We start from the raw sequence: 25711 nt of genomic DNA, 5'->3' as shown, positions 1-25711 counted from the left end.
GTCAACGACTTAGTGTAACAAGCAAGCTTAAGCCGGTAGGTGTAGGCGCAGCGAAAGCGAGTCTGAATAGGGCGATTTAGTTTGTTGCATTAGACCCGAAACCGAGTGATCTAGCCATGAGCAGGTTGAAGGTTGGGTAACACCAACTGGAGGACCGAACCCGCATCTGTTGCAATAGATTGGGATGACTTGTGGCTAGGGGTGAAAGGCCAATCAAACTCGGAAATAGCTGGTTCTCCGCGAAATCTATTTAGGTAGAGCGTCGATCGAATACCCCCGGGGGTAGAGCACTGGATGGGCTATGGGGACTCACCGTCTTACTGATCCTAACCAAACTCCGAATACCGGGGAGTACTAATCGGCAGACACACGGCGGGTGCTAACGTCCGTCGTGAAAAGGGCAACAACCCTGACCTCCAGCTAAGGTCCCCAAGTCATGGCTAAGTGGGAAAGGATGTGAGGATCCCAAAACAACCAGGATGTTGGCTTAGAAGCAGCCATCATTTAAAGAAAGCGTAACAGCTCACTGGTCTAAATAAGGGTCTTTGCGCCGAAAATGTAACGGGGCTGAAGCCATGCACCGAAGCTGAGGATGTGTAGCAATACACGTGGTAGCGGAGCGTTCCGTAAGCCTGTGAAGGGACAGTCGTGAGACATCCTGGAGGTATCGGAAGTGCGAATGTTGACATGAGTAACGATAAAGAGGGTGAGAGACCCTCTCGCCGAAAGACCAAGGGTTCCTGCTTAAAGTTAATCTGAGCAGGGTTAGCCGGCCCCTAAGACGAGGCGGACACGCGTAGTCGATGGGAACCACGTTAATATTCGTGGGCCTGGTGGTAGTGACGGATTGCTCAACTTGTAAGGTCTTATTGGATTGATCTTGCAGGGACGCGGTTCCAGGAAACAGCTCCACCGTATAGACCGTACCCGAAACCGACACAGGTGGTCAGGTAGAGTATACCAAGGCGCTTGAGAGAACTATGTTGAAGGAACTCGGCAAATTGCACGCGTAACTTCGGAAGAAGCGTGACCCCATTTTACGCAAGTATGATGGGGTGGCACAGACCAGGGGGTAGCGACTGTTTATCAAAAACACAGGGCTCTGCGAAGTCGCAAGACGACGTATAGGGTCTGACGCCTGCCCGGTGCTGGAAGGTTAAAGGGAGAGGTGCAAGCTTTGAACTGAAGCCCCAGTAAACGGCGGCCGTAACTATAACGGTCCTAAGGTAGCGAAATTCCTTGTCGGGTAAGTTCCGACCTGCACGAATGGCGTAACGACTTCCCCGCTGTCTCCAACATAGACTCAGTGAAATTGAATTCCCCGTGAAGATGCGGGGTTCCTGCGGTCAGACGGAAAGACCCCGTGCACCTTTACTATAGCTTTACACTGGCATTCGTGTCGGCATGTGTAGGATAGGTGGTAGGCTTTGAAGCGGGGACGCCAGTTTCCGTGGAGCCATCCTTGAAATACCACCCTTATCGTCATGGATGTCTAACCGCGGTCCGTTATCCGGATCCGGGACAGTGTATGGTGGGTAGTTTGACTGGGGCGGTCGCCTCCGAAAGAGTAACGGAGGCGCGCGATGGTGGGCTCAGACCGGTCGGAAATCGGTCGTCGAGTGCAATGGCATAAGCCCGCCTGACTGCGAGACTGACAAGTCGAGCAGAGACGAAAGTCGGTCATAGTGATCCGGTGGTCCCGCGTGGAAGGGCCATCGCTCAACGGATAAAAGGTACGCCGGGGATAACAGGCTGATGACCCCCAAGAGTCCATATCGACGGGGTTGTTTGGCACCTCGATGTCGGCTCATCGCATCCTGGGGCTGGAGCAGGTCCCAAGGGTTTGGCTGTTCGCCAATTAAAGCGGTACGTGAGCTGGGTTCAGAACGTCGTGAGACAGTTCGGTCCCTATCTGCCGTGGGTGTAGGAATATTGACAGGATCTGTCCCTAGTACGAGAGGACCGGGATGGACATATCTCTGGTGGACCTGTTGTCCTGCCAAGGGCATAGCAGGGTAGCTACATATGGAAGGGATAACCGCTGAAGGCATCTAAGCGGGAAACCCACCTGAAAACGAGTGTTCCCTATCAGAGCCGTGGAAGACGACCACGTTGATAGGCCGGGTGTGGAAGTGCAGCAATGCATGAAGCTTACCGGTACTAATAGCTCGATCGGCTTGATCGTTCTCATTGACCATGCTCATCAAGGCGCCAAAGGCGCTGATGACCATCGATACGTGTTCAAAACAAAACACGAGTGACAAATCACTCCTGTACCAGCTTCTCAAATAGTTGCGCTTCGCTGACCTGGTGGTTATGGCGGGGTGGCTGCACCCGTTCCCATTCCGAACACGGCCGTGAAACGCCCCAGCGCCCATGGTACTTCGTCTCAAGACGCGGGAGAGTCGGTCGCTGCCAGGTCTGCGAAACGCAACTAACAATCTTCTCAACACGAAACAAACGGCCCTCAGCCAATCAAAACGGGCCGCCCTCAAAGCGGTCCGTTGCGCTTTAAACACAGAACAGAAATATAACGCGGGGTGGAGCAGCCCGGTAGCTCGTCAGGCTCATAACCTGAAGGCCGCAGGTTCAAATCCTGCCCCCGCAACCAAAATTGACAACCAATTCAATGGGCTTCGAGGAAACTCGGAGCCCTTTTTGCGTCAAAAAGCACATAGAACATCGTAACCGCCCGGTTGCCACCGCAGGACCGCAGGCACGTCGGATCGAGATCACCCAGTCGCGGCACATGCCCTTCACCACCTCCCGCTTCCGAGCGGGCCCAGCTTCTTCATCTCCCCGAATAGCTAGGGCGAAAATCCACAGAATGCTAATATAAGCTCTCTAAATATAGCTCTCGATGTGATAAAATTAACGCCGGGAATACGCCCGGCTCCAGGAGGAGATGCGGGGGATGTTTCGGTTTGTCGGAAAGTGGTTCGCACAGGCGTCGAAGTAGCATTTTCCGCCATGCTGGAAAGGGCGAGGCCCCTATGAAAGGCCTTTGGATAACAGCTCGGAATGGGAGGTGTACAATGCTTCGCAAATTGTTTCTCACCTTGGCTATTGCGACGTCCGCACTCGCGATCAACGGAGCCGCATGGGCCGACATCACCATCCTCGTACCTTCGGGCAGCGAGGGCGACGGCCTTAGAGCCGCCGCTGAAGACTACGCGAAGATGAAGGGCACGAAGGTAGAGGCCGTTCAGGCGCCTTATGCCAACGTGTTCGAGCAGGGCGCCAATGCCGGCGCCACCAAGTCCGGCGTCTTCGATATCATCCTCATGGACGACCCGTGGATTCCATTTTTCGCCGAGAACGGACATCTGGAGGATCTAACGGCTTTCTTCAAGGAGGCCGGAATGGAAGGACCGGACAGCGATTTCCTTTCGAAGTCGCTGGCGGTCTGCCGCAACCCTTACGATACGGGACCCTATGTATGCCTGCCCTATGTGGGAAATGCGCAGATGTTCTTTTATGACGCTGCCAAGTACAAGGAAGCCGGCGTCGATGCCCCGAAGACCTGGGATGACGTACTGAAGGCGAGCAAGACGCTGACCGAAAACGGAGGTGGCCGTTATTTCGGCTACGTCTTCCGCGGCGGTCAGGGCAACCCCGTGGTTGCCGACTTCATGCCGATCTTCTGGTCTTATGGCGCTGATATGTTCAACTCCGACCGAACTAAGGTAACGATCGACACACCGGAAGGGGCCGCTGCCATGAAGACATTCATGGCGCTGCGCGCCGTCTCGCCGAAAGGCGTGGAGAGCTACAATGCCAACGAGGTCGGCACGGCGCTAGCCGCCGGTACTGCTGCTTCATCGATCAACTGGCCGAACTGGGTTGCGACCTTCGAAGATCCGAGCCAGTCGAAGATGGTTGGCAAGATCTCCTACAGCTCTATTCCCGCTGGAACCAAACCGGGCAGCTCGGAAATCGGCCACTGGACCATGGGCATCATGTCCGCTTCCAAGAACAAGCAGGAAGCCTTCGACTTCATGGTGTGGGCAACCTCGGCCGAACAGATAAAGATTTCCGCCACACGCGGCAATCCGCCTGTCCGGACCTCGGTCTTCACCGATCCGGAACTGACCTCGCAAGAGAAGTTCCGACACTATCCAGTGCTGATGGAGGCGATCCAGGCCTCGACCCCCCGTCCGCGTCACCCGAAGTGGCCGGAGATCGAAAATGCCTTCGGCATAGAGCTTTCCAAAGCCGTCGCGGGCACGGTCACACCAGAAGAGGCCCTGAAGAATGCTCAGGAGGCTGTCTCACGGATTACGAACATTTACTAGCACATAACGATTTCGGAAAGGTTATACGCAGATTCAAAGGGATAGAGCGTCTCTAGCGTGTCCAATCGGATGCGCGGCGTTCTATTTAGCCGCCAGGCGGAGCCGGGTTTGCGGACCCAGGCCGGGATGGGGCTCTACGGAAGAGGACAATGTTGACGTCCGAAAGCGGCACATCGACCGCAGAGTTCCGCGCCGGGTAGCGGTCTGGAGCGCTGGGCAGAGCGTCACCTGCGCTTCCTCATGCTCGCACCGACGGTCCTCATATTGCTGGGGCTGACGATCTTTCCCAGCGTCTACATGTTCTATGCGGCGGTTCACAAAATCAGCCCGAATCCCGATCTGCCCTGGGAGTTCGTCGGTGCCGGCAATTTCGCGCGGCTTCTTTCCGACGCGCAATTTCATATCGCGCTATGGAACACCATCATATTCACAGTCGCTGCGGTGGCGACCGAATTCCTGCTTGGTCTCGGTCTGGCGCTGCTCCTCGATAAATTCATCCGCAGGCTGACTTTTCTGAAGACCGTCCTGATGATCCCCATGATGCTGCCACCGATCGCGGTCGCGATCACATGGAAGCTCATCTATGAGCCTCAGTTCGGCGTCCTGAACGAAATCATGTTCCGCCTCGGTCTGCCATTGCAGGCATGGGCGGGCGACGTGAACCTCGCGATGTTCTCGATCATCGTCGCCGATGTCTGGCAATGGACGCCGTTCATATTCCTTCTGATGTTGGCGGGATTGGCCAGCCTGCCGGTTGAGCCCTACGAGGCCGCCGCGCTCGACGGCGCCTCGTCCTGGCAGCAGTTCCGGGACTTGACGCTGCCCTTCCTCAAGCCGGTTATCGCCATTGCCTTGCTCCTGCGTGTCATGGATGCACTGCGTCTTTTCGATCTAGTCTTCATCCTGACGGGAGGAGGCCCGGCCGACCGGACCAAGGTCTTGAGCCTCTACATCTATCAGGTCGCCTACCGCTTCGCCGATCCCGGCTACGCGGCGGCGATGTCGCTTTTCGTGCTGTTTGTGACGATCATTCTGAGCACTTGGTTCATGAAACGCATGCGGCTGGCGGACTAACCATGACAATGGCAAAAACCATACACGCGCGCAGCCGTACCAGAGAGGTGCTCATCCGCTTGTCGGCCTATCTGACGATCCTTGTCGCGCTGGTCGTCACACTTTTTCCCATCTATTGGATTGCATCGAACTCGTTCAAGTTTGATATCGACATTTTCGCAGTCCCGCCGGAGTGGCTGCCCCTTAACCCGACGCTGAAACACTACGACCAGGCGTTCATCCAACGACCGTTTCTGCGCTACGCCCTGAACAGCTTTCTCGTCGCCGTAGGAACGACCATCGTTTCCGTGACCTTCGGCACCATGGCGGGCTACGCCCTGGCACGGTTCAGCTATCCGTGGCAGTGGCGGAAGCAGATTTCGTTCTGGATCCTGTCGACGCGCATGATGCCGCCCATCGTCAGCATCATTCCGCTCTATCTGTTCTTCAACTATTTCGACATGCTCAACACGAAGTCGGCTCTCATTGTCGCCTACACCGCGTTCAATCTGCCCTTCGCGACGTGGATGATGAAGAGCTATTTCCAGGATCTTCCGGTCGAGCTGGAGGAGGCAGCGATCGTTGACGGCGACACACGATGGGGCGCATTCCTGCACGTGGCGTTGCCTCTCGCCCGGCCAGGGCTGGCGGCTACCGCAATCTTCTGTCTGATCATCTCTTGGAACGAGTTTCTGTTGTCTCTCATCGTTACGCTGACCGAGCAGTCGCAGACGCTGCCGATCGGTATTGCCGGGCGCGTAACGCAGTACAGCACCTATTGGGGCGAAATCAGTGCGGCCGGGTTCATGGCATGTGTGCCAATCGTCATCTTCGCCTTCATCGTCCAGAAGCATCTCGTCCGGGGGTTGTCCCTGGGCGCCGTCAAAGGTTGAAGCCTATGGCGTCCGTCACGTTCAAAAACGTCTGCAAGAAGTTCGGCGAATTCGTCGCCGTGACAAATTTCAACCTCGAGGTCAGGGACAAAGAGTTTCTCGTTCTGCTCGGACCTTCCGGTTGCGGCAAGACAACGACTATGCGCATGGTTGCGGGTCTCGAGGAAGCGACGTTCGGCGATATCTACATCGATGCGGACCGCATCAATGGTGTTTTGCCCAAGTATCGCGACGTTGCAATGGTCTTCCAGTCATATGCTTTGTATCCGCACCTCACCGTTGAGGACAATATCGGCTACCCGCTGAAGATCCGCAAAGTGCCGCCCGCTGAATGCAAGCGACGGATAGCCGAAGTCGCACGGCGTGTGGAGCTCGACTCGATGTTGTCACGTCTGCCGAAGGAACTTTCCGGCGGTCAGCGCCAGCGAGTAGCTCTCGCTCGCGCCATCGTCCGTACGCCACGTGTCTTTCTCATGGACGAGCCGCTGTCCAATCTCGATGCCAAGCTTCGCACCCAGATGCGCGCCGAGCTGAAGCACCTTCAACATGAACTGCAGGTCACGACGATCTACGTCACCCACGACCAGATAGAAGCCATGACGCTTGCCCACCGCGTGGCCGTGATGAACAAGGGTGTGATCGAGCAGCTCGGGACGCCGCGAGAAATCTACAACGATCCGCGCACCCTCTTCGTTGCCGGATTTATAGGCTCGCCGCCGATGAACCTGATTCCGGGGGAAGTGAGGAACGGTGTATTCGTTAGTGCCGGCCTCAAGGTGGGGGGTATCGGCCAGGCAAACCTCTCGCGCGCCGTCCTCGGGGTCCGCTCGGAAGACGTCCATCCGACCGAAGCCGCGGATGCGGACGTCAACCTGGTTGCGCCGATCTATTCGGTGGAACTCACCGGTGAAAACACGCTTGTCAGCCTGCGGTTGGGTGGCCAGCTCATGACCTTGCGCGCCGACAAGAATTTCACCGGTCAGATCGACCAGCAGATCGGCGTCAAGGTTGCCACGGATCGGGTGTTTCTGTTCGATGGAGAGACGCAATATCGTGTTGACTTCTAGCCTTTGCGCGGCGGCGATGGCGGTCACCCTTGCATTCCGCGCGGCCGCTGCCGATGTCGGCCCGATCATTGGAAATCCGCTGATTGAAATTCCTGCGGGCGCGTTCGTCTTTGGCCGTAACGGCGGCCCCGAAAACGAACGCCCGCGCCGCGCGCTGGAGGGTCGAGCGTTCGCGATTAATCGTACCGAGATCACCAATCGGCAGTATCGACGCTTCATCCATGCCAGCGGTCACCGTCCGGCCTTCTACGCAAATCATCCGATCCTCGGATTGGACGACAGGCCGGTCGTCGGGGTGAACTGGGAAGACGCCGATGCCTTTTGCCGCCACTACGGATTGGCTCTGCCGTCGGAGCAGCAATACGAGAGGGCAGCGCGAGGAACGGAGGGCGGCGCGTTTCCATGGGGTGCCGCGCCCCCCGACAATATGCGGGCAAATTCCGGAGCGGATGCCTGCTGCACCGCCGACGCGCGCGATGGCTACGTGATGACTGCGCCTGCGGAGGCCTTTGCTGCAGGCGCGAGCCAAGAGGGCGTACTCAATCTGATCGGCAATGTCTGGGAATGGACCAACGATTACTATGCGCCGTATGAAGGCGGGACCTTCGCGAGAAGCACCGGGCTATACCGCGTGCTTCGCGGCGGCTCATGGAACAGCGATCCCAATCACCTTACCACGACCTATCGCCTCGCCTATGATCCCGAATTCCGATTCTCAGCCAATGGTGGCTTCCGATGCGTCCGTTCTGCGCCTTGATTATCGTCACTGGTCTTCTGTCCCAAGCAGCCGGCGCTGGCGCCGAGCCGGCGGTTGCGCCCGGCTACAAGCTCGAGACCTTTAACATGCCGGGCGCCGCTTTCGCCGGCCTGTCCCGTGATGCCGGGGGCTTGCTCGTCAGCGACCTCGCCAGCGGCCGGCTTTACCGGCGTGGCGTGGATGGCAAGCTTGTCACATTCGGTCCGATATTTCCCCATGGCCTCGACGTTATCGGCGACCCGACCGGTCCCTATCGTGTCGTCCGGGCCGGCGATGTCTTTGTGGTCGCCCAGGGATGGACACCGGTCAATTCCGATGAGGGTCCGTTCGACCACGCTCTTGTTGCGATCGACACCGCCGGTCAGGCCCGTACCATCAGCAGCGATTTCTGGAATCCGTTCGATTTCATCGTGGCGGGCGGAACCTACTATGTGATCGACTCCGCTCGAAACAGTATCGAACGCCTGCAGGCGGACGGCCGGAAAAGCACGCTCATGACATTCCGCCGCATGGCGGAAGCGGCCACGGGGTTGCGCAGCCTTTCGCCGACGGAGTTCGCGGAAGGCAACAGCTACGAAGTCGACGCGGTGCCGACCGGCATCGCCCTTCGAGACGGGCGCCTCTATATTGCGTTGTTCGGCGGCTTTCCTTTCCTTGCTGGTGCTGGAAAGATCGTTTCGCTTCCCGAAGCCGGCCATGTGTTGAAGCCGCAGCTTGACGTCGAAGGACTCAATGCGCCAGTGAGTATCGCCTTCGACAATGATGGAGAGATGCTTGTCCTCGAACACGGCACCTATAACCAAAAAGAAGGTTTTCAAAAGGGTAGCGGGCGGTTGCTCCAGCTCAATAAAATGACACCCGACCGAAAGATCATTCTCGACGGCCTGACGCGACCAGTGTCCGTCCTCGTTTGGGACGACCGGAGGCTCGTCGTTTCCGAGTTAGGCGGCAATCTCCATTTTCTGACACGCGAATCTGCTCGTTGACCACCGGCGCGAGAGTGCTTCGATGCATGGGCTGCTTATCAGTGCCTACATCCGAAGAAGGCCATACAAGTCTCTGTGGTTTCAGGCCCCCTGTACCAATGAAACTTGCGAAACCCTGCCTTACCATAGGCAGGGGTTTTTTGCGTTCTAGTGGCAGAGACCTTGTTTCGTATCCCCGCGGTTCCAATCATGTGGAAAGTTCTATGTTCAGACATAGGAGCAGACATAGCAGTTCACGCCCGAGTTCATCAGTTCATTCATTGCTCAGCTACGAATAAACTCGCCGCAATGCGCCCGCCAGATGGGGTAGCTTCACCGCTTTACTCTGCTCTGGGGATCTATGTCGAAACGCTCACTTGACCGGAACGACAAGCGGGCTGCCTTTCTCGACGATGTAGGTCGCGAGGTCCGATGCCTTGCCGCTGCCGACATTCTTCGCGACATGAGCCACCCCGGTCGGAATGAACAGGGCCTCGCCGGCATGAAGGGTGACCGGCGCTCTACCCTCGAGCTGGTATTCCAGCGAGCCTTCGAGGACATAGGCCACCTCTTCGCCCGGATGAGAGTGCTTGATGGAGATCGCGCCCGGGTATGCTGAGGTCGTGCTGCACAAGGTCGGTGCGTTGAATCCCCGGTTGCTGCGCGTTGGCCGCGTGCAGCGCCAATCCGCTTCCAACGATCAGCAGCGCACCCGTCATGATATGAGACATTTTCATATGGTCTTCCTTTCCGCATTGTTAGAGCCTTCGCCTTTGAGGCCGCTGCGACCATTTAAGTGCGCTCGTGTATTGACGATGTGTCCGCCGGACGGGCCCGCTTGTTCCGTAAGTGATCCATATGCGCTTGCCTTCCACATTGCGCCGCGTCGTGAGGCGAGCGATCCGACCGCGTTTGTAACGTCGGCCGGATCGCGAGCCTCGGTAAACCCGAACGGGTGGGAGGCAAGAGATGCAGAAGGGTCCGCGAACGGGAAGGCCGGGGTCTGTTAAGAGGCAGCACACCAGGCTGCCTGTCCGGTGGCGCAGGGATACCGGGCGGTGACCGCCGACGGTTTGTTGTCGCCGGCAGTGGCATCCGGCTTCGTGTTCGGCCTCGGGCTCATCTTTTCCCTCGGCCCGCAGAACCTCATGCTTATCCGGGCGGGCTTAACGCGCAGCCACCCCTTTGCAGTCGCTTCCACCGGCTACGTCTCTGAAATCGCGCTTGTTACTATGGGCATTGGGGGGTTTGGAACACTGCTGACGCACCATCCGACGCTCTCCGGTATTCTGCAGGCGGTATGCGCCGGATTTCTCGCATGGTCGGGGGCGAGAACGCTGCACAAAATTAGCCGGACATCCAGGACGCAGGTTGTCACGGCACATAGCAAGTCGCGGTTCCAAGCGATCGGTTCGATGCTTGTTGTCACCTGGCTCAACCCGTTGGTCTGGCTCGAGGCGATGTTTCTCGTCGGCGTTCTCTCTTTCAGCTACGGCAGCGAGGAACAGGCGGGATTCGGAGCCGGGTTCCTCGCGGCTTCCGCGATCAAGTTCTATGGCTGGAGCCTGGCCGGCGTAAGCCTGTCCCGCTGCTTCGACCACCCGATCTACCGCAAACGGATGGACGCAATCGCGGGCATCGTTCTGATCCTCGCAGCCCTTCTCCTGGCCGCAAACATCCTGGTCTAGAGAAAGATGAGGTCGGGTTTGGCTGAAAGGCGAAGCCCATCGTTTTCAGCCTATCGGCCGTCTGGAGTAGGGTTCGACCAGGGCGCGTATTTCGGCCGCCGCTGTCTCTCCGGCAGCACGCAGTGCCCGCTCGTAGTGTGCGTAGTCGTCAACCGCGCCTTCGAAATCATGACGCGCGAGTCGCTCCTTGATCAGCGCTTTGCAGATGGGACCGGCATCCGGATAAAAGTCCAACGTCCTTAGATATACGGAACGCGCCTCATGGGAGTTGTTGGTCGTCTCCAGCCGCTGGCCAAGCCTCAACCCGAGATCGATCAGATCGCGACGCACTTTCTCAGCGGCAGCGAGCGACCAAGAACTGACTCGCTCGTGCAGGAACAAAGGACCGGGGAATGCCAGGAAGAGCGCCTCCGCCTCCGGGCGCATTCCAAGCGCCTCCCCATTGGCTGTCGCGACAGCCTTGAGCCGTGCTTGCCAGTCGGTGAAGTCGACCCAGACCTTGTCCAATGCCAGGCGAAGCTTGCCTTCGCGCTGCACGATGAGATCCACCCGTCCCAGCAGCTTGCGAAGCCGATGAAGTGCCTGCTCGCATGCCGCACGCGCCTGATCGCCGTCGAGATCGGGCCACAGCCAGTCCTGAAGGGTCTCCAGCGAGCAGGTGTTGTTTTTCGAGATCGCCAGCGCCCGCAGAATGTCGAGGGCTTTCGTCGGTGGCTTGGCACCGAGATGGAGTGGATTTCCATCGAGTTCGAGCCGAAAGCCTCCGAGAACGCGGACCTTGAGCGGCCATGCCCAGGCCGCGGGCCGCCGCCGCGGCACTTCCAGCAGGCGTTCCCGGATCAGCGACCGGCAGAGCTCGGGCTCGATGCCGCGCTCCAGCGCATCGCCGAGCAGTTCGCCGAGTAGCTCGGGAAGGTTGAGAAACACCATCGGCCAGTTCGTGATGCGGAGTTCTTCCAGGAAGGCCTTCAGCCGGTCGCCATAGTGTGGATCGTCGTCCCACAAACTCTGCAGCGCCGTCGCGGCCAAGATGCATATCTCGGTCCGCTTGCGAGCACCGCCGTCCAGCCGCGGCAGTAGGTCCACTAGCAGAGCAGCGGCGTCCTGCGGCTTCCTGTCCGCAAGGAGCACCTGGAACTTTGTGATGTAATGCGGCCAGCGCTCGACCATCGGCTCGTTCGCGGCCTCGATGGCCGCCATGAAGCGTTCGCACTCCCGGTAGGCTGCCCTGAAGTCGCCTTGCCTCGCGTATAAGGTGGCGTGGCAGTCGGCGACAACGGCTACCTGCGTGGTGAAACGGCTGTCGGCGATCTCGGCCAGACGCCCGACCACCTTGTGGAACTCGGCAAAGTCGCTGCGGAACTTCATCTGCATTTGAAGATGATAAAGTCCCCCGAATTCCACGCTTCTGAGGGAATCGCGCTCGCCGATCGCGATCGCCGCTCGCAGCGCGGCTTCGGCCGACGGATAGGGAAAGTCCCTTTTCTTGTAGGAAAAATAGCGGCCGCTCTTGGCTCCAAAGGCGACCAGCCACATGCCGAGAACCCATGGCAGCACGTTCTTGTCGCTTAAATCATCAACGACGCTGTCGACAGCTTTTGTGAACAGATCGGCATCCATGGTCGACACTGAATGCTCGATGAGCGATTCGCTCGCAAGCAACCGCAATACGCTCGGATCCTGCTCTGGATTTCTGGTCAACCGCTCCAGGAGTTGGGCTTCAAGCACCTGACCGGCCGTGCCGCCGCGATAGTATTCTTCGGCGAAGTTCAGCGCACGCACCATGCCGATGCGCACGAGCATCGCTTCTACCGGCGGAAGTTCCGGAAGGCCGCGTTCGATGATCTCGGACGCTCGACGGGTCCACACGGAAAGACCTTCGTAGGTCCGCCAACTGTCCGTCTTGACCAGCACCGCACGTGACACCGTGAGACAAAGGCCGCGCAGATCGTCGGTCCGACCAAACGCCTGCCATGCCCTTGAAAGCCAGCGCTCCGCCGCAACGTCATCCGGCATGTGGGCTACACCAAGCCAATAGAAATGCCAGCCATTCATCAACGTCTCTGGCAACCGGCCGGACCATTCGATGAAGGTAGCGCGGCGTCCTTGCGCTAGCACGGACTCCGCGCGGGTCAGCATGAGCTCGCTTGCCCAGACGAAGTCCTCAGCGTCCAGCGCGAGCGGCATCGCGTCATCATGCCGGCCGGCTTCCACCAGCACCTTCGCTGCCCTCCGTTTGAGCGACTTCTGCTCCTCATTGGAGACGCACTGCGCGAAACGCCGGTCGAGGAACTCCCGCAAAAGGTCATGCAGGTGAAAGATATCACGGCTGCCTTCTGTACGCGTGACGAGCAACTGTCGCCTGTAGAGTCTGTCGAGCAGCCTTCCCGCCTCGCTCGAACCTATCATCACATGCGCTAGCTCGGCGCTGATTTCGGGCAACAAGTTCAGCTTCAGGAGCATGTCCTGGTCGGCGGCGGGAAGTGTGAGGAAGAAATGACGGCCGAGAACATCAGAGAGCTCGACATCCCACCTCCACCCTAACGCAGTTGTGTCCGGCCCGAATGTCGAACCGCGATCCGCAAGCAGCACGAGCCCGACCGCCCAACCCCGCGCCGCCTCGACATCGATCCGGGCGGCAGCGTCTTTCGAACGCAGCTTGACGAGATCGCGCGCTTCCGCGATCGAGAATTCGAGCGCCGACCTATCGACGACCTGTATCTGGCCCTTGATGATGAGCTCGCCCAGGTCTTCGCACGGCAGCGTTCGTGAGGCACAGATGCACCGAACCGTGTCCGGCAGTTCCCGGAACATCACGGAAAGAATCGTCCGGAACTCAACTGTGTCGACGTCGTGCAGATCATCGAGGACCAGAATTGTCTCAGGCTTCAGCCTTGCGAAATAATCTCTGAAGAAGCGTCTGGCGAACTCCTTTGGCTGCTCGGCGTACTCCACGCCGAAAACCGGCATATCTCCAATCGTAGCGGCCGGGTTGAGTGAGTGCGCCAGATACTGGAAGAATCGCGCAATGTCCTGATCGCCCTCGTCGATACGGAACCACACATGCGGCGCCTTGGTGCTTTCGAGATAGTCGATGATCGCGGTCGTCTTGCCGTATCCGGCTGGCGCCGCCAGCCAGCAGACGCCAGATCGCGGCGTCCGGTTGATCGCTTCGAGAACGCGGTTTCGCCTCAGTATCCTGACGCTGCGCGGCGCCGCCAGCTTGGCGATCCGGTTGGGGCCCGAGAGCGGGCGTATCGCGTCGGCTTCGACGGCGTCTAGGGGGTTCATGGGGCTCTGCTCCACTCATCCTCGAACGCCGGTCATGTCACCGTGACCCGTCCCGCCGCCGGATTGAGCGTAGCCCAATTATGCTACAATTCCTAGTGCCCTTAGCCCGGTCGGCCAAGGCCGCTTCCCCTGTATGCTGCGCAACCGGAAATCAGGAGGCGGTGGCGACCGAATTGCGAGAGGAAAGGGCGACCGATGGATCCCGCACTCCATTTTCGACAATCCGCTCCAGCGGCCCGCGCGAGGCTTGTCCTCGCTGCCACATTCGACCGTGCAGGGGACGCAGCCAATCAAAAGATAGCCCTTTTTCGAGGAGCGGATGCCGGGGCAGGTGATAGCGATCGAGATAGGCCTCGATCTGCTGGCGTGTGAAGCGAGCAAGCGGGTCGATCTTCAGGCGTCCGTCGTGTTCCTCGAGCGTCGAAACGTCCGCGCGAACCCCGCCATGATATCGCTTGCGACCGGAAATCCAGGCCTCGAAATCGGTTAGGGCTTCTTCGAGCGGCAGAACCTTGCGGACATGGCAGCACCGTCCGGATCGCTTCGGTGTGATCCGGCACCGTCGAGCACCCGCAAGACATCCAGGTCGGCCGTGACGACACGCAGATCGGTCAGGCCGACCAGAGCTGTCAGTTGCGTACGATAGGCGATCGTTTTCGCAAACAGCTTTCCGGTGTCGAGCGTAATGACGAGGAGTGAACGGTCGATCGAGGCCGCCATATGCGGCAAAACCGCGGATTCCGCACCAAACGAGGATACGAGCGCTAGAGCCGCGCCAGCAGGTCGGGTCCGTCGAGATGGCTCAGCCCTGCGATGGCGATTCGACCGGTGAACCATAGCGGTGGCGTGACGCGGCCGGTTCATAGCTTGGCCACAAAGTCGAGGATCGCCTGGCGGTCGGCATCGCCAAGATCGAAGAAGCGGTCGCGCACGATCCGTGCCGCCCCGCCATGGGCGAGGACCGCATCGCGCAATGTGATCGCGCGGCCGTCATGCAGGTAGCGCTCGCGCAGGCGGATGCCGACGAGTGGAGCGGTCCGCCATTCCGCACCGATGGCGTCGCCCTGGACAATCTTGTCGTCTAGCGCCGGTCCCATGTCGTGCAGCAGCAGATCCGAATAGAGCCGGACCTCGCCGCTGACGCCCTCGAGCGCCGGCACATGGCATTTGGCGCAACCGACCGAGTCAAAGAGCCTTCCGCCGTGGCTGCCAAGCATCGCGCTTGCGCTCGACGACGGCGATGCGGCCCGGAAGGCCGCCGAAAAGGGTATCAGAGCGCCATAGGCTATTGCGGCCGACAGGACCACCCCGACGAAACCCATCCCGATCAGTCGCCACGCGCCCCCAGCCTCTCCGAGGCGAGCGATGTGGGTGGTGATGCCGAGCGCGACCATCACCATCAGGAACAGGAACTGGTCGAGATCGAGGATGATGCGGCGCAGCTGCGGATTGAGGGTGATCTCTGAATTGACCATCACCACGCCAATGAACGCAACGATGAACCAGGGGAACCGTATCGGTGCTGCCTCTTGCGCCTTGTTGCGGCCGCCAAAGAGCAGGCCGACGGCAAGCAGAAGCGGGACGAGCATCAGCACCTTGCTGAGCTTGACGAGCGTCGCGGTGTTGAGCGCCCCTTCGGAGACGGCGAAGGAGGCACCGTAGACCTGCGCCAGTTCGAAGATACTCGCCCCGACAAACACGCCGTAGAGGCGGTCGTCGAGATGCGGCAGCCATCCATTCAGGAACATGACGGGATAGGCAAGCAGCGCCATGGTGCCGCTGAGCGTAATCAAGGCGATGGCGACACCGGCGTTCTGGTCGCGGGCACGCATCAGCGCGGCCATGGAAAGAATAGCCGCGGCGCCGCATACGGCGCTGCCGACTGCGACGAGCAGCGCGATCTCGGGGTCGAGCCTGAACAGCTTGCGCGCGATGGCGTAGAGCAAGGTCACGACTAGGGCCAACTCGATGGCTGCCACCCCGAGCGGCATCAACCCCAGATCCAGAAACAGCCGCATCGTGATGCGGAAGCCGACCAGCACCACAGCGAGCCGCAACAGGTAGCGCTTGGTGAAGTCGAGCCCCGGACGCAATGCGTCTGGACAGGCGAAACTGTTGCCGATCAGGAGCCCGAAGAGCATGGCGACAAGGACGGGGTTGCGCGAGAGGGGCTCGCCCAGTCCGCCGGCGATCCAGCCGGCCGCAAGGGCTAGCGCAGCGGCCACAATGACGCCAGGCAAGACCGGGCGCGCTCGTTCCGGTGCATGGGAGAGCGCCAGCGCGAGGCTCATGGCTTGGCCTCCTTGGATAGGCTGAGTGTTCGCAGATACGAAGTCACCGCGTGGATCTGGCCGGTATCCTGCTCGACCGGCTGCGTGTCCGTGTCGCGTCGGTCGACGATTGCGCTGGTGACGCCGAGTTCCTTTGCGAAGGCGTCCGCCACCATCTCCTCGAGGCGAGCAATGTCGGCCTTCCAGCCGTATCGGCCAACCCGCGCCGCGCCGTTGGCGTCGATGACATGATGCGCCCGGCCCTTGATTCCGTCGCCCTTGCTGACAGCCTGTGCTTCGATGACACTGTCGGGTATCTCGTCGATCTTGGCGATGCCATAGAGAGGAAGCGGCATGCGCAGCGAGATCACATTGGCCTCGTGCGGCATTGCCGCCGAGACAGTCATGGCGCCGACGCCATCGCCCAGCGCATAGCGTCTGGCGACCGGACTGTTGGGATGATCGATTTCGACCGTTCGGCCCGACTCCGGATCCATAGAGGCTATCCTGCGCGCAAAATGGCTTTCATCGGTGCTAGCGCCGCCGCCGGGATGGCAGGTCACGCAAGATCGTGCATTGAATAATGGGCCGAGGCCCGTCTGCGGCGTGAAGTCGGATTGAAACAACTGCCTTCCGCGTGCCGGGAGATTGGTGTCGGCAGCCGCGCTTTGCATCTCCTGAGTCGTCTTCGCCGCCGCCGCGCCACGCTTCGTCGAAGGCAGCGACCTCGAGGAGCGCCCCCTCGCGGCCCGGGAATCCAGGAACCTCGCCGCTAATTGTTATCCAGATCCGCTGCGCGTCCGCCGACGTCGCGATCGCACGAAGACGATCGGGGCCGAGGAGTCCGAAGCCTGGAACATCGATCGTCGCTCGGGCGAGAAGCCGGCCGTCCTGGCTAACGCGCAGCAGCGAGCCGTCGCCGCGGTTAGCGACGAGGAGATCGGATCCGCCGGCAAGCGTCGTGTGGCTCGAGAATTGCGGGTTGGCGATTTCGGGAATTGCGGCGACGATGTCGACCGGGCGGTCGAATTCCGGCAACGAGATCGTACGGGTCCGAGCGACGGTGAAATGCCGCCGGTCGTCCTCTAGTTCGAGCAGCACCAGCCGGTCACGGCCGGGATCGGCAATGTAGAGGACACGATCCGGGTTCCACTTGAAGGCGATGCCGATGACGCCGGGATCGTAGTTAATCCTGCGGCCGGCGCTCACCGTGCCGGGAGCGGCCAGGCCGTCCACGCCATCCTGGACATGGATCTGAACCACGCCGCCATCCGCCGTGACTGCGGCGAACACGGCAAATCCGCTGCCGTCCGGCGACGGACCGAGAAACGCTGTTCCGAGCGCGCCCGTCTGCAGCCCGCCGGGCGTCAACTGGCCACTCGCCTGATAGTTCAGCAGCCTAGCGATCCATCCGCTGGGCTGTCCTTTCGGCGTACGTTCGCGATCGGTTAGCCGGCCGACAAATACGCCGCCGGCCTCGTGGCTCGGCGCGTTGGCGAGCGGCACTCCGTCGGGGTCGACAACGCTAACGCTGCCCTCGCGGTCCATCCCATTTGGCGCGTTCGCGATCCAAGGCCTTCCGAAGGCGTTGTTGATGGAAATGTATCGCGGTCCGGATGCGGCTGTTAGGTGCGCCGTTCGCGCCCCGGCATTGTAGTGGCGGTTGAGGAACTGGTCGCTCTGCGCAGTGTAGAGCTGGACCCGGGTCTTTCCAGTGTCGCCGGTGAGATCTTCCGAAACAACTATGGTGCCGCCCGACTTGCTCCCGCGGGGATCGATGGACAGGATTGCGCCGGTCCTGGTTCTGGGGTCGCTCGGGCGAGCGCCGAAATTGCTGCTCACCGCCACCAGAACCCTCAGTGGATCGAGAACCCGCCCTTCGCGCGTCGTCATGAGGAATTCAGGATTTCCCGGTATCGGTCCGCCGACATGAAAGCGCCCCACTTCACGCACGCCGGCCACGTCGAACAGCCCGACCGCGACGACACGGGCGCTCAGGCGCCAGTCGGGGGTCTGCTCTCCAGCGAACCCCAAGGTCGGCAGGAGGCTGAAAAATACCGCCGCTGCCCTCGAGATGTTCCGGCGGGCGGAAGGATCCGGCAGCACGGACCATCGCCGGGGCCGGCAAGCTCCGACGAGATCCGCAGCGACCACTGCAGGGGGGTTTCTTCGCATGGCGACGTCTCCGGCGTCTACAGAGGTCACGCGCCTATGGTGGCGCTTATGACTTACGGTTGGACCGTCGAATATGCGCGCTTACGGATCGCTTACGAGAGTGCCTCATTTCCTCCGGCAATCCAGGCGGGGTGAACCTGAGATGGTCTGACGCTGTTCAAAGCAACGAATTTTACAAGCCTCCGTGCAGTCGGGCCCCCTGTACCTTTTTCATGTCGGCGCGTCGGTGTGGAGTTGTAGACTGGCGTGACCGGGCCATCCCGTCGGGAGCAACCCAAAGCCCGCTGTGCTACACCTGTTGCGGACCGGTGCCCGGCGGGACGGCCGCGACAGGTGTCCGGTGAGAGGTTGCGCCGTCGAGCGCCAGTACAGGGAACGACGTATGTCGCGGTGGTCCGGCCGACGAAGGAGGTCTTGACCATGACAGGAGAGATTCGATGGTTTGCCGGTATCGATTGGGCGACGGAGCGCCATCAGGTTTGTCTGCTGGATGCGAGCGGTGAGCCCGTCATTCTCCCGGCCTGGTCGAGGGCGGGAAAGCATTTGTCAAAAGTTCAGCGGAGCATTGTCCACGACTTCCTTCATCACGAAGAAGGTGCGGGTCTGGCGCACGCCGGGCAGGGCGATCAATTGCGTGCCATGGATGCGGTTAAAATCCGCCATGTCGCGCACGCGGATCTTCAGGAAGTAATCGAAATCGCCCGCAACCAGATTGCAATCCAGCACGAAGTTCAGCTTGGCGACCGCCTTTTCAAAGGCGCCGAAGCTTTCCGGCGTCGAGCGATCTAGCACAACGCCGACCATAACCAGCGCACCGCGGTCGACCTTCTGCGGCTCGACCATTGCTCTGACCGAGTGGATATAGCCCTCTTCGAAAAGCCGCTGCGTGCGGCGATGGCAGGTTGCGGCGCTGACATCGACCATCTGCGCCAATTCGGCATTGCTGAGTCGGCCGTTGTTTTGCAGCAGGCGGAGCATTTTCAGGTCGATCCGGTCCAATTCCGATGTCATGAAAGAATCATCCGAAAATTAATATAAGAATGAAAGGTATCTTCTATCTATTCGATGTTCTAGTGCGAAACCAGAAATATCGAACGCAACTTTGAGAGCACCTTTCATGCATGTGATGGTAGCGTTTCCCAGTATCATAACAAGCAAAAGGGGATCCCATGCTGGAGAAGTTCGAGCGCTATCCGCTCACATTCGGACAAACCCATATCGAAAAGCTGGACCGGCTATCCGAACATCTCGGCGGCAAGGTCGAGCTTTATGCCAAGCGCGAGGATTGCAATTCAGGTCTGGCCTTCGGTGGCAACAAACTTCGCAAGCTCGAATACATCATCCCCGATGCGATCGCTTCCAATGCCGACACGCTGGTCTCGATCGGCGGCGTGCAGTCAAACCATACGCGCATGATCGCCGCGGTCGCGGCCAAGATCGGCTTCAAGTGCCGGCTGGTGCAGGAAAGCTGGGTACCGCACGAAGATGCCGTCTATGACCGCGTCGGCAATATTCTGCTGAGCCGCATCATGGGTGCGGATGTGCAGATGGTGGACGAGGGCTTCGATATCGGCATCCGCCAGAGCTGGGAGGAGGCCATCGAGGACGTGAAGGCCAAGGGCGGCAAGCCTTATCCGATCCCGGCCGGCGCTTCAGTGCACAAATATGGTGGTCTCGGCTATGTCGGCTTTGCCGAGGAAGTCCGGGCCCAGGAAGCCGAACTCGGCTTCAAGTTCGACTATATCGTCGTCTGCACGGTGACGGGTTCCACCCATGCCGGCATGACGGTTGGCTTTGCCAAGGATGGCCGCGAGCGCAATGTCATCGGCATCGACGCTTCCTTCACGCCGACTCAGACCAAGGTCCAGGTGCTGGAGATTGCCCAGCGCACCGCCGAACTAGTCGAACTTGGCCGGGACCTGACATTGGACGATATCATCCTGATCGAGGATTATGCCTACCCGGTCTATGGCGTGCCCTCCGACGAGACCAAGGATGCCATCCGGCTCTGCGCCCGTCTCGAAGGCATGATCACCGACCCGGTTTATGAGGGCAAGTCGATGCAGGGCATGATCGACCTGGTCAAGAAGGGTTACTTCCCGGAAGGCTCCAAGGTGCTTTACGCCCATCTCGGCGGCGCACCGGCCATCAACGGCTATGCCTACACGTTCCGCAACGGCTGACGTCCTGCCAAAGCCACCCGGCGGGAAGATCATCCGGCCGGGTGTAGCAGACATGGGAACAGGATCCGACCAGAGCAAAGCGAGAAGCCGCCGGCGGATCCTCATCAGGCATGAACGCGTGACTGGGAGACGACCGTGGCAAGCGCCGATATCGCAAATCTGAAATCCATCGAGAAGCAGGTCCTATGGCTTGCCTGCTGGATGATCCACAGTGCCAATCACCTGCGTGAAAAGGGCGAAGTCAAGGTCGGCGGACATCAGGCCTCCTCGGCCTCGATGGTCTCCCTCCTGACGGCGCTCTATTGTCATGTGCTGCGGCCGGAAGATCGCGTCGCAGTCAAGCCGCATGCCTCGCCGGTATTTCATGCCATCCAGTATCTGATGGGCAACCAGAACCGTGACAAGCTCGAGAATTTCCGTGGCTTCGGCGGCGCGCAATCCTATCCGAGCCGCACCAAGGATATTGACGATGTCGATTTTTCCACCGGTTCGGTCGGTCTCGGCGTGGCCGTCACGGCCTTTGCCTCGATGGTGCAGGATTACATCGCCGCCAGACCCTGGGCGCAGAAGCGTCCGCTCGGGCGGATGATCGCCCTGGTCGGCGATGCCGAACTGGACGAAGGCAATGTCTACGAGTGCCTGCAGGAAGGCTGGAAGCACGATCTGCGCAATACCTGGTGGGTCATCGACTACAATCGCCAGAGCCTCGATGGCGTGGTGCGCGAAGGTCTATGGCAGCGCATCGAGGCCATTTTCAAGGCCTTCGGCTGGGATGTCGTCATCGTCAAATACGGTGCGCTGCAGAAGGCCGCCTTTGGCGAGCCGGGTGGATCGCGCCTGAAGGACTGGATCGACGCCTGCCCGAACCAGCTCTACGCGGCGTTGACCTTCCAGGGCGGTGCCGCCTGGCGACGTCGGCTGCTCGACGAGATCGGCGACCGGCGCAATGTGGCGGCGCTGATCGAGCGCCGGTCCGATGCCGAACTGGCCGAACTGATGAACGATCTGGGCGGCCATTGCCTGGAAACGCTGACCGAGGTGTTCGACAGTGTCGATCACGACCGGCCGACGGTCTTCCTGGCTTATACGATCAAAGGCTGGGGCACACCGCTCGCCGGCCACAAGGACAATCATGCCGGGCTGATGACAACGAGCCAGATGGCAGATTTCCAGGCGGCAATGCAGGTTGCGCCCGGAACGGAATGGGACCCGTTTTCGACCATTGTCGATAGCCGTAGCGTAAAGGCTTTCCTCGCCGATGTGCCGTTCTTCGAGGCGGGGCCGCGACGTTTCAAGGCGGAACGCATCGCGACAGAGGGTCCGGTTCAGCTGGAGGATCGCGTTCTGTCTACCCAGGCCGGCTTCGGCAAGATCCTCGATGCATTGGCCAAAACCCACACCGCACTCGCCGCCCGCATCGTGACCACCGCCCCGGATGTCACCGTCTCCACCAATCTCGGCCCCTGGGTCAACCGGCGTGGCCTGTTTGCGCGCGATGCGCGGGCCGATACGTTTCGCGACGAGCGGGTGCCGTCCGCGCAGAAATGGCATTTCTCGCCGGAGGGCCAGCATATCGAACTCGGCATTGCCGAGATGAACCTCTTCCTGCTTCTGGCCGCCTGCGGTCTCTCCCATTCCCTGTTCGGCGAGCGCCTGCTGCCGGTTGGCACGGTTTATGATCCCTTCATCTCCCGCGGTCTCGATGCCCTGAACTATGCCTGCTACCAGGATGCCCGTTTCATGATCGTCGGCACGCCGTCCGGCATCACGTTGGCGTCAGAGGGCGGCGCGCATCAGTCGATCGCCACGCCGCTGATCGGCATCAGCCAGGATGGGCTGGCGAGTTTCGAGCCGGCCTTCCTCGATGAACTCGCAATCATCATGGACTGGTCTTTCGATTACATGCAGCGCGATGGCGACGGACAGCCGGATGAGCGCACTTGGCTGCGCGACGAGACGGGCGGCTCCGTCTATCTGCGGCTGACGACGCGGCCGCTCGAGCAGCCGGCGCCGCGCAGCGATCCGCGCTTCCGTCAGGGCGTCATCGATGGCGGTTATTGGCTGAAGCCGCCCGGGCCGAATGCCGATGTCGTCCTGGTCTACCAAGGCTGCATCGCACCGGAAGTGATCGCGGCGGCCGGGCTGCTCGGCGAAAGCCGGCGGGATATCGGCGTGCTGGCCGTGACCTCCGCCGATCGTCTCAACGCCGGCTGGACTGCGGCCCAAAGGGCGCGACGGCGGGGCGTCAATCGAGCGTCTGGTCATGTCGAGACCTTGCTCGCCGGCCTTCCTTCCCATTGCACCCTTGTCACTGTCACCGATGGACATCCCGCAGGGCTTGCCTGGCTCGGTGCCGTTCACGGCCATGGGACTGTACCGCTCGGGGTCGAGCATTTCGGGCAGACCGGCACGGTGCAGGATCTCTATCGCGACTACGGCATCGACAAGGCGGGGATCGTCAGGACGATATCCGGCCTGACCCGGGGTGCTGCAGTGTCCGAGCTTCTGCTATTCCCATGATGTCCAATGGCGTAGATCCCCGACTTTGGCGTCAAGTCTCACGAGGCCTGGCATCCGGCGCTATCTCGCGCACCGTTCATGGATTGGCGGTATTCTTCGTAGATACTGCCCTGGACACGGATATGGTCACGCATCACGGAATCGGCGCGCGCCGCATCGCCCGCTTCGAGCGCCAGCAGGACTTCGCGATGTTCGATCATCGACTGCGACAGGCGGTCGCCGAAGGAAAGCTGGGCCTGTCGGAAGGGCTTGAGGCGCCTGTGCAGGTTACGGGCTTCTTCGGCCAGGAAGCCATTGCCGGACGCTTCGTAGATCATCGTGTGAAACGTGGCGTTCTCGACATAGTAGCGCTTATAATCTTGCGCCTGAAGGGCTGCTTCGCAGGCAGAGGCGGCCTGACGCAGAAGCAGCAGTTGGGCCTTGGTGATGCGGCCGGCGGCAAGCCGGGCACACCAGGCTTCGACCTCGGCCATCACTTCGAACATTTCCACAAGACGGGTGAAATCCGGCTGGCGCACGAAGGCGCCACGATTGGGAATGAGTTCCACCAGTCCGGTTGCGGACAGAAGGCGCAGAGCTTCGCGCAGCGGCGTGCGCGATACACCGAAGTCGCGCGCGAGGCGCATTTCGTCAAGCCGCTCGCCATCTTTGAAATGGCCTTCGGCGATCAGCGTCTCGATGCGCTCATACAGCACATCGGCTGTCGGCGGTTTTGATGCGGGCAAATTCATATCGGTCCTCCACGCGCATTCTGGTGCGAGGTGCGGGATTTGGCAAGTGAGACGTATGCAATCATTAGAATAAGTACGCAATTAGATAATGTTGTATACAGAAAGCTGAAAACGAGTACAATAACGCCATTAACTGCAAAAGCCTAAAAAATAGGCTAATCGAAAAAGGGAACGAGAATGAAACTGACAAAGACTGCGGCTGTGGCCGCTCTCCTGCCCGCATTCCTGTTTGCAAGCGCCGCCTGGGCCGGCAAGACGGACGACACGGTCTCCATCGCTTTTGCGAAGGAACTCGAACATGTCGATCCCTATTTCAACACGGCGCGCGAGGGCATCCTGCTCGGAAATGCCGTCTGGGACGGCCTTCTCTATCGCGATCCGGCAACCGGCGAATATGTCGGCAATCTGGCAACCGGTTGGAACTGGGTGGATTCCACGACGCTGGACCTGACGCTGCGCGAAGGCGTCAAGTTCCACAATGGCGAGGCCTTTGATGCCGATGACGTCGTCTATACGCTGAATTTCACCGTCGATCCGAAGAATGGCACGAAGAACAAGGTGGCGACGGGATGGATCAAGCAGGTCGAAAAGGTCGATCAGTTCAAGGTACGCATCATCACCAATGGGCCGTTCCCGGCTGCGCTCGAATATCTGGCCGGCCCGGTCATCATCCATCCCGATGAATATTACAAAGCCGTCGGCCCGGCCGGCGTTGCCACCAAACCGATCGGCACAGGTCCTTACAAATTCGAGGCCGTCGAACCCGGCAAACATTTCGTGCTGAAGCGCAACGAGGATTATTTTGCAGCCGCCAAACCGAAAGCCAAGGTCGGCACCATCGATATACGCACCATTCCGGACATCAACACGCAGATGGCGGAACTTTTCAATGGCACGATCGATCTCGTCTGGCAGGTGCCTTCCGACCAGGCCGACAAGATGGCCGGCCAGGACAGCTTCCAGGTGATCAATGCCCCGACCATGCGCGTCGGCTATCTGTCGCTCGATGCGGCTGGTCGCTCAGGCGACAAGAACCCGTTGACGGATGTCAAGGTGCGGCAGGCGATTTACCACGCGATCAACCGCGACGGTATCGTCGAGGCGCTGATGAAGGGCACGACGGAAGTGATCAACAGCGCCTGCTCGCCCAGCCAGTTCGGCTGCGACAAGGCCGTCGCGACCTATGCCTACGATCCGGCAAAGGCCAAGGCGCTGCTGGCGGAAGCCAGCTATCCCGACGGTTTTGAGATTGAATTCTATGCCTATCGTGACCGGCCTCTGGCCGAAGCGATGATTGGCATGTTGGCCGAAATCGGCATCAAGGCCAACCTTAACTATATGCAATACGCGGCGCTGCGCGAAAAGCGCATCAAGGAAGGCGCCCCGATCTCCTTCTTGACCTGGGGCTCCAACTCGATTGCCGATGTCTCGGCGATCACCAGCGAATTCTTCACCATGGGCGGCGAAGATGACGCGCGCGACAAGAACCTGTCCGATCTGCTGGAGAAGGCCGATTCCTCCATCGATTCGGCCGAGCGCAAGAGGCTCTACACGCAGGCGCTCTCAGTGATCGCCGACAAGGCCTATTGGGTGCCGCTGTGGAATTATTCCACCAACTACGTCATGAGCCGCGACATTTCCTTCATGCCGACGCCGGACGAACTGGTCCGCTTCTACGAGATCGGCTGGAAGTGACATCCGCATCCGCGGGCCGGAACGTCGCTTGCTGGCAGCCCGGCCTGGGTTTGAGCTTCTTGTTTTCGAGGCGTGTCGTGATTGCAAAACCGCTGCACACCTTGGGAGACATGCATTGGCCGGGTGTC

General features: G+C 60.0%; 18 protein-coding genes, 1 tRNA gene, 2 rRNA genes and 1 pseudogene (1 of these 22 only partly in view). 13 read left to right on the top strand and 9 right to left on the bottom strand.

Features of this window, described 5'->3' with window-relative positions:
- From ACZ9BX_RS15565 to ACZ9BX_RS15525, 9 genes are all read left to right on the top strand, one after another.
- Positions 1-2185: ribosomal RNA gene (locus ACZ9BX_RS15565) — 23S ribosomal RNA — on the top strand (it extends 785 nt beyond the left edge of the window).
- Positions 2186-2306: 121 nt separating this feature from the next.
- Positions 2307-2421, top strand: a 5S ribosomal RNA gene (gene rrf / locus ACZ9BX_RS15560).
- Positions 2422-2534: 113 nt separating this feature from the next.
- Positions 2535-2611 (top strand) — tRNA-Met (locus ACZ9BX_RS15555).
- 424 nt (positions 2612-3035) lie between these two features.
- Positions 3036-4295 carry an ABC transporter substrate-binding protein gene (locus ACZ9BX_RS15550; RefSeq protein ID WP_476218787.1) on the top strand — a complete coding sequence of 420 codons (1260 nt, stop codon included), beginning with the start codon at positions 3036-3038 and terminating at the stop codon, positions 4293-4295.
- A gap of 240 nt (positions 4296-4535) precedes the next feature.
- Complete coding sequence (locus tag ACZ9BX_RS15545; protein WP_476218786.1) at positions 4536-5369, top strand: carbohydrate ABC transporter permease; 834 nt, start codon at positions 4536-4538, stop codon at positions 5367-5369.
- A gap of 2 nt (positions 5370-5371) precedes the next feature.
- Positions 5372-6241, top strand: coding sequence for a carbohydrate ABC transporter permease (locus ACZ9BX_RS15540; protein ID WP_476218785.1), 870 nt, complete (start codon positions 5372-5374; stop codon positions 6239-6241).
- Between the two features lie 5 nt (positions 6242-6246).
- The gene (locus ACZ9BX_RS15535; protein WP_476218784.1) at positions 6247-7308 is read left to right on the top strand and encodes an ABC transporter ATP-binding protein; all 1062 of its coding nucleotides are present in this window, start codon (positions 6247-6249) and stop codon (positions 7306-7308) included.
- A gap of 16 nt (positions 7309-7324) precedes the next feature.
- On the top strand, positions 7325-8065 hold the full coding sequence (locus tag ACZ9BX_RS15530; RefSeq protein WP_476220034.1) for a formylglycine-generating enzyme family protein: 741 nt from the start codon (positions 7325-7327) through the stop codon (positions 8063-8065).
- Positions 8044-9051, top strand: coding sequence for a ScyD/ScyE family protein (locus ACZ9BX_RS15525; protein WP_476218783.1), 1008 nt, complete (start codon positions 8044-8046; stop codon positions 9049-9051). Before ACZ9BX_RS15530 ends, ACZ9BX_RS15525 begins: the two co-directional genes overlap by 22 nt.
- Positions 9052-9403: 352 nt before the next feature.
- On the opposite strand, the pseudogene ACZ9BX_RS15520 reads toward ACZ9BX_RS15525, so the two are convergent.
- A pseudogene (locus ACZ9BX_RS15520) lies at positions 9404-9767 on the bottom strand (cupin domain-containing protein).
- Positions 9768-10088: 321 nt separating this feature from the next.
- On the opposite strand from ACZ9BX_RS15520, the gene ACZ9BX_RS15515 reads away from it, so the two are divergent.
- A complete protein-coding gene (locus ACZ9BX_RS15515) occupies positions 10089-10718 on the top strand; it encodes a LysE/ArgO family amino acid transporter (RefSeq protein WP_476218782.1) in 630 nt (209 codons plus the stop codon).
- A 45-nt stretch (positions 10719-10763) separates the two neighbouring features.
- Here ACZ9BX_RS15515 and ACZ9BX_RS15510 read toward each other — a convergent pair whose 3' ends face one another.
- From ACZ9BX_RS15510 to ACZ9BX_RS15480, 7 genes are all read right to left on the bottom strand, one after another.
- Complete coding sequence (locus tag ACZ9BX_RS15510; RefSeq protein ID WP_476218781.1) at positions 10764-14009, bottom strand: winged helix-turn-helix domain-containing protein; 3246 nt, start codon at positions 14007-14009, stop codon at positions 10764-10766.
- Between the two features lie 151 nt (positions 14010-14160).
- Positions 14161-14517 (bottom strand): phosphoadenosine phosphosulfate reductase domain-containing protein, encoded by a 357-nt coding sequence (locus ACZ9BX_RS15505; protein WP_476220032.1) that lies wholly within the window; start codon positions 14515-14517, stop codon positions 14161-14163.
- On the bottom strand, positions 14496-14729 hold the full coding sequence (locus ACZ9BX_RS15500) for a hypothetical protein (protein ID WP_476220030.1): 234 nt from the start codon (positions 14727-14729) through the stop codon (positions 14496-14498). The genes ACZ9BX_RS15505 and ACZ9BX_RS15500 overlap by 22 nt, the downstream gene beginning before the upstream one ends.
- A gap of 140 nt (positions 14730-14869) precedes the next feature.
- Positions 14870-16300 (bottom strand): YeiH family protein, encoded by a 1431-nt coding sequence (locus ACZ9BX_RS15495; RefSeq protein ID WP_476218780.1) that lies wholly within the window; start codon positions 16298-16300, stop codon positions 14870-14872.
- Positions 16297-16776, bottom strand: coding sequence for a hypothetical protein (locus ACZ9BX_RS15490; RefSeq protein WP_476218779.1), 480 nt, complete (start codon positions 16774-16776; stop codon positions 16297-16299). The genes ACZ9BX_RS15495 and ACZ9BX_RS15490 overlap by 4 nt, the downstream gene beginning before the upstream one ends.
- Positions 16777-16813: 37 nt before the next feature.
- Positions 16814-18454 (bottom strand): hypothetical protein, encoded by a 1641-nt coding sequence (locus ACZ9BX_RS15485; RefSeq protein ID WP_476218778.1) that lies wholly within the window; start codon positions 18452-18454, stop codon positions 16814-16816.
- A gap of 546 nt (positions 18455-19000) precedes the next feature.
- Entirely contained in the window at positions 19001-19465 is a 465-nt protein-coding gene (locus tag ACZ9BX_RS15480; protein WP_476218777.1) for an Lrp/AsnC family transcriptional regulator, read from the bottom strand.
- A gap of 158 nt (positions 19466-19623) precedes the next feature.
- Between ACZ9BX_RS15480 and ACZ9BX_RS15475 the strand changes: the two genes are divergently transcribed.
- On the top strand, positions 19624-20637 hold the full coding sequence (locus ACZ9BX_RS15475) for a 1-aminocyclopropane-1-carboxylate deaminase (protein ID WP_476218776.1): 1014 nt from the start codon (positions 19624-19626) through the stop codon (positions 20635-20637).
- Between the two features lie 201 nt (positions 20638-20838).
- On the top strand, positions 20839-23157 hold the full coding sequence (locus tag ACZ9BX_RS15470; protein ID WP_476220028.1) for a transketolase-like TK C-terminal-containing protein: 2319 nt from the start codon (positions 20839-20841) through the stop codon (positions 23155-23157).
- Between the two features lie 38 nt (positions 23158-23195).
- Here ACZ9BX_RS15470 and ACZ9BX_RS15465 read toward each other — a convergent pair whose 3' ends face one another.
- Complete coding sequence (locus tag ACZ9BX_RS15465; protein WP_476218775.1) at positions 23196-23888, bottom strand: GntR family transcriptional regulator; 693 nt, start codon at positions 23886-23888, stop codon at positions 23196-23198.
- Between the two features lie 177 nt (positions 23889-24065).
- On the opposite strand from ACZ9BX_RS15465, the gene ACZ9BX_RS15460 reads away from it, so the two are divergent.
- Positions 24066-25583 (top strand): ABC transporter substrate-binding protein, encoded by a 1518-nt coding sequence (locus ACZ9BX_RS15460; RefSeq protein WP_476218774.1) that lies wholly within the window; start codon positions 24066-24068, stop codon positions 25581-25583.
- The last annotated feature ends 128 nt before the right edge of the window (positions 25584-25711 follow it).

Source organism: Rhizobium sp. USDA 3886 (genome assembly GCF_056279785.1).
This window is presented reverse-complemented; position numbering and strand designations above follow the sequence as displayed.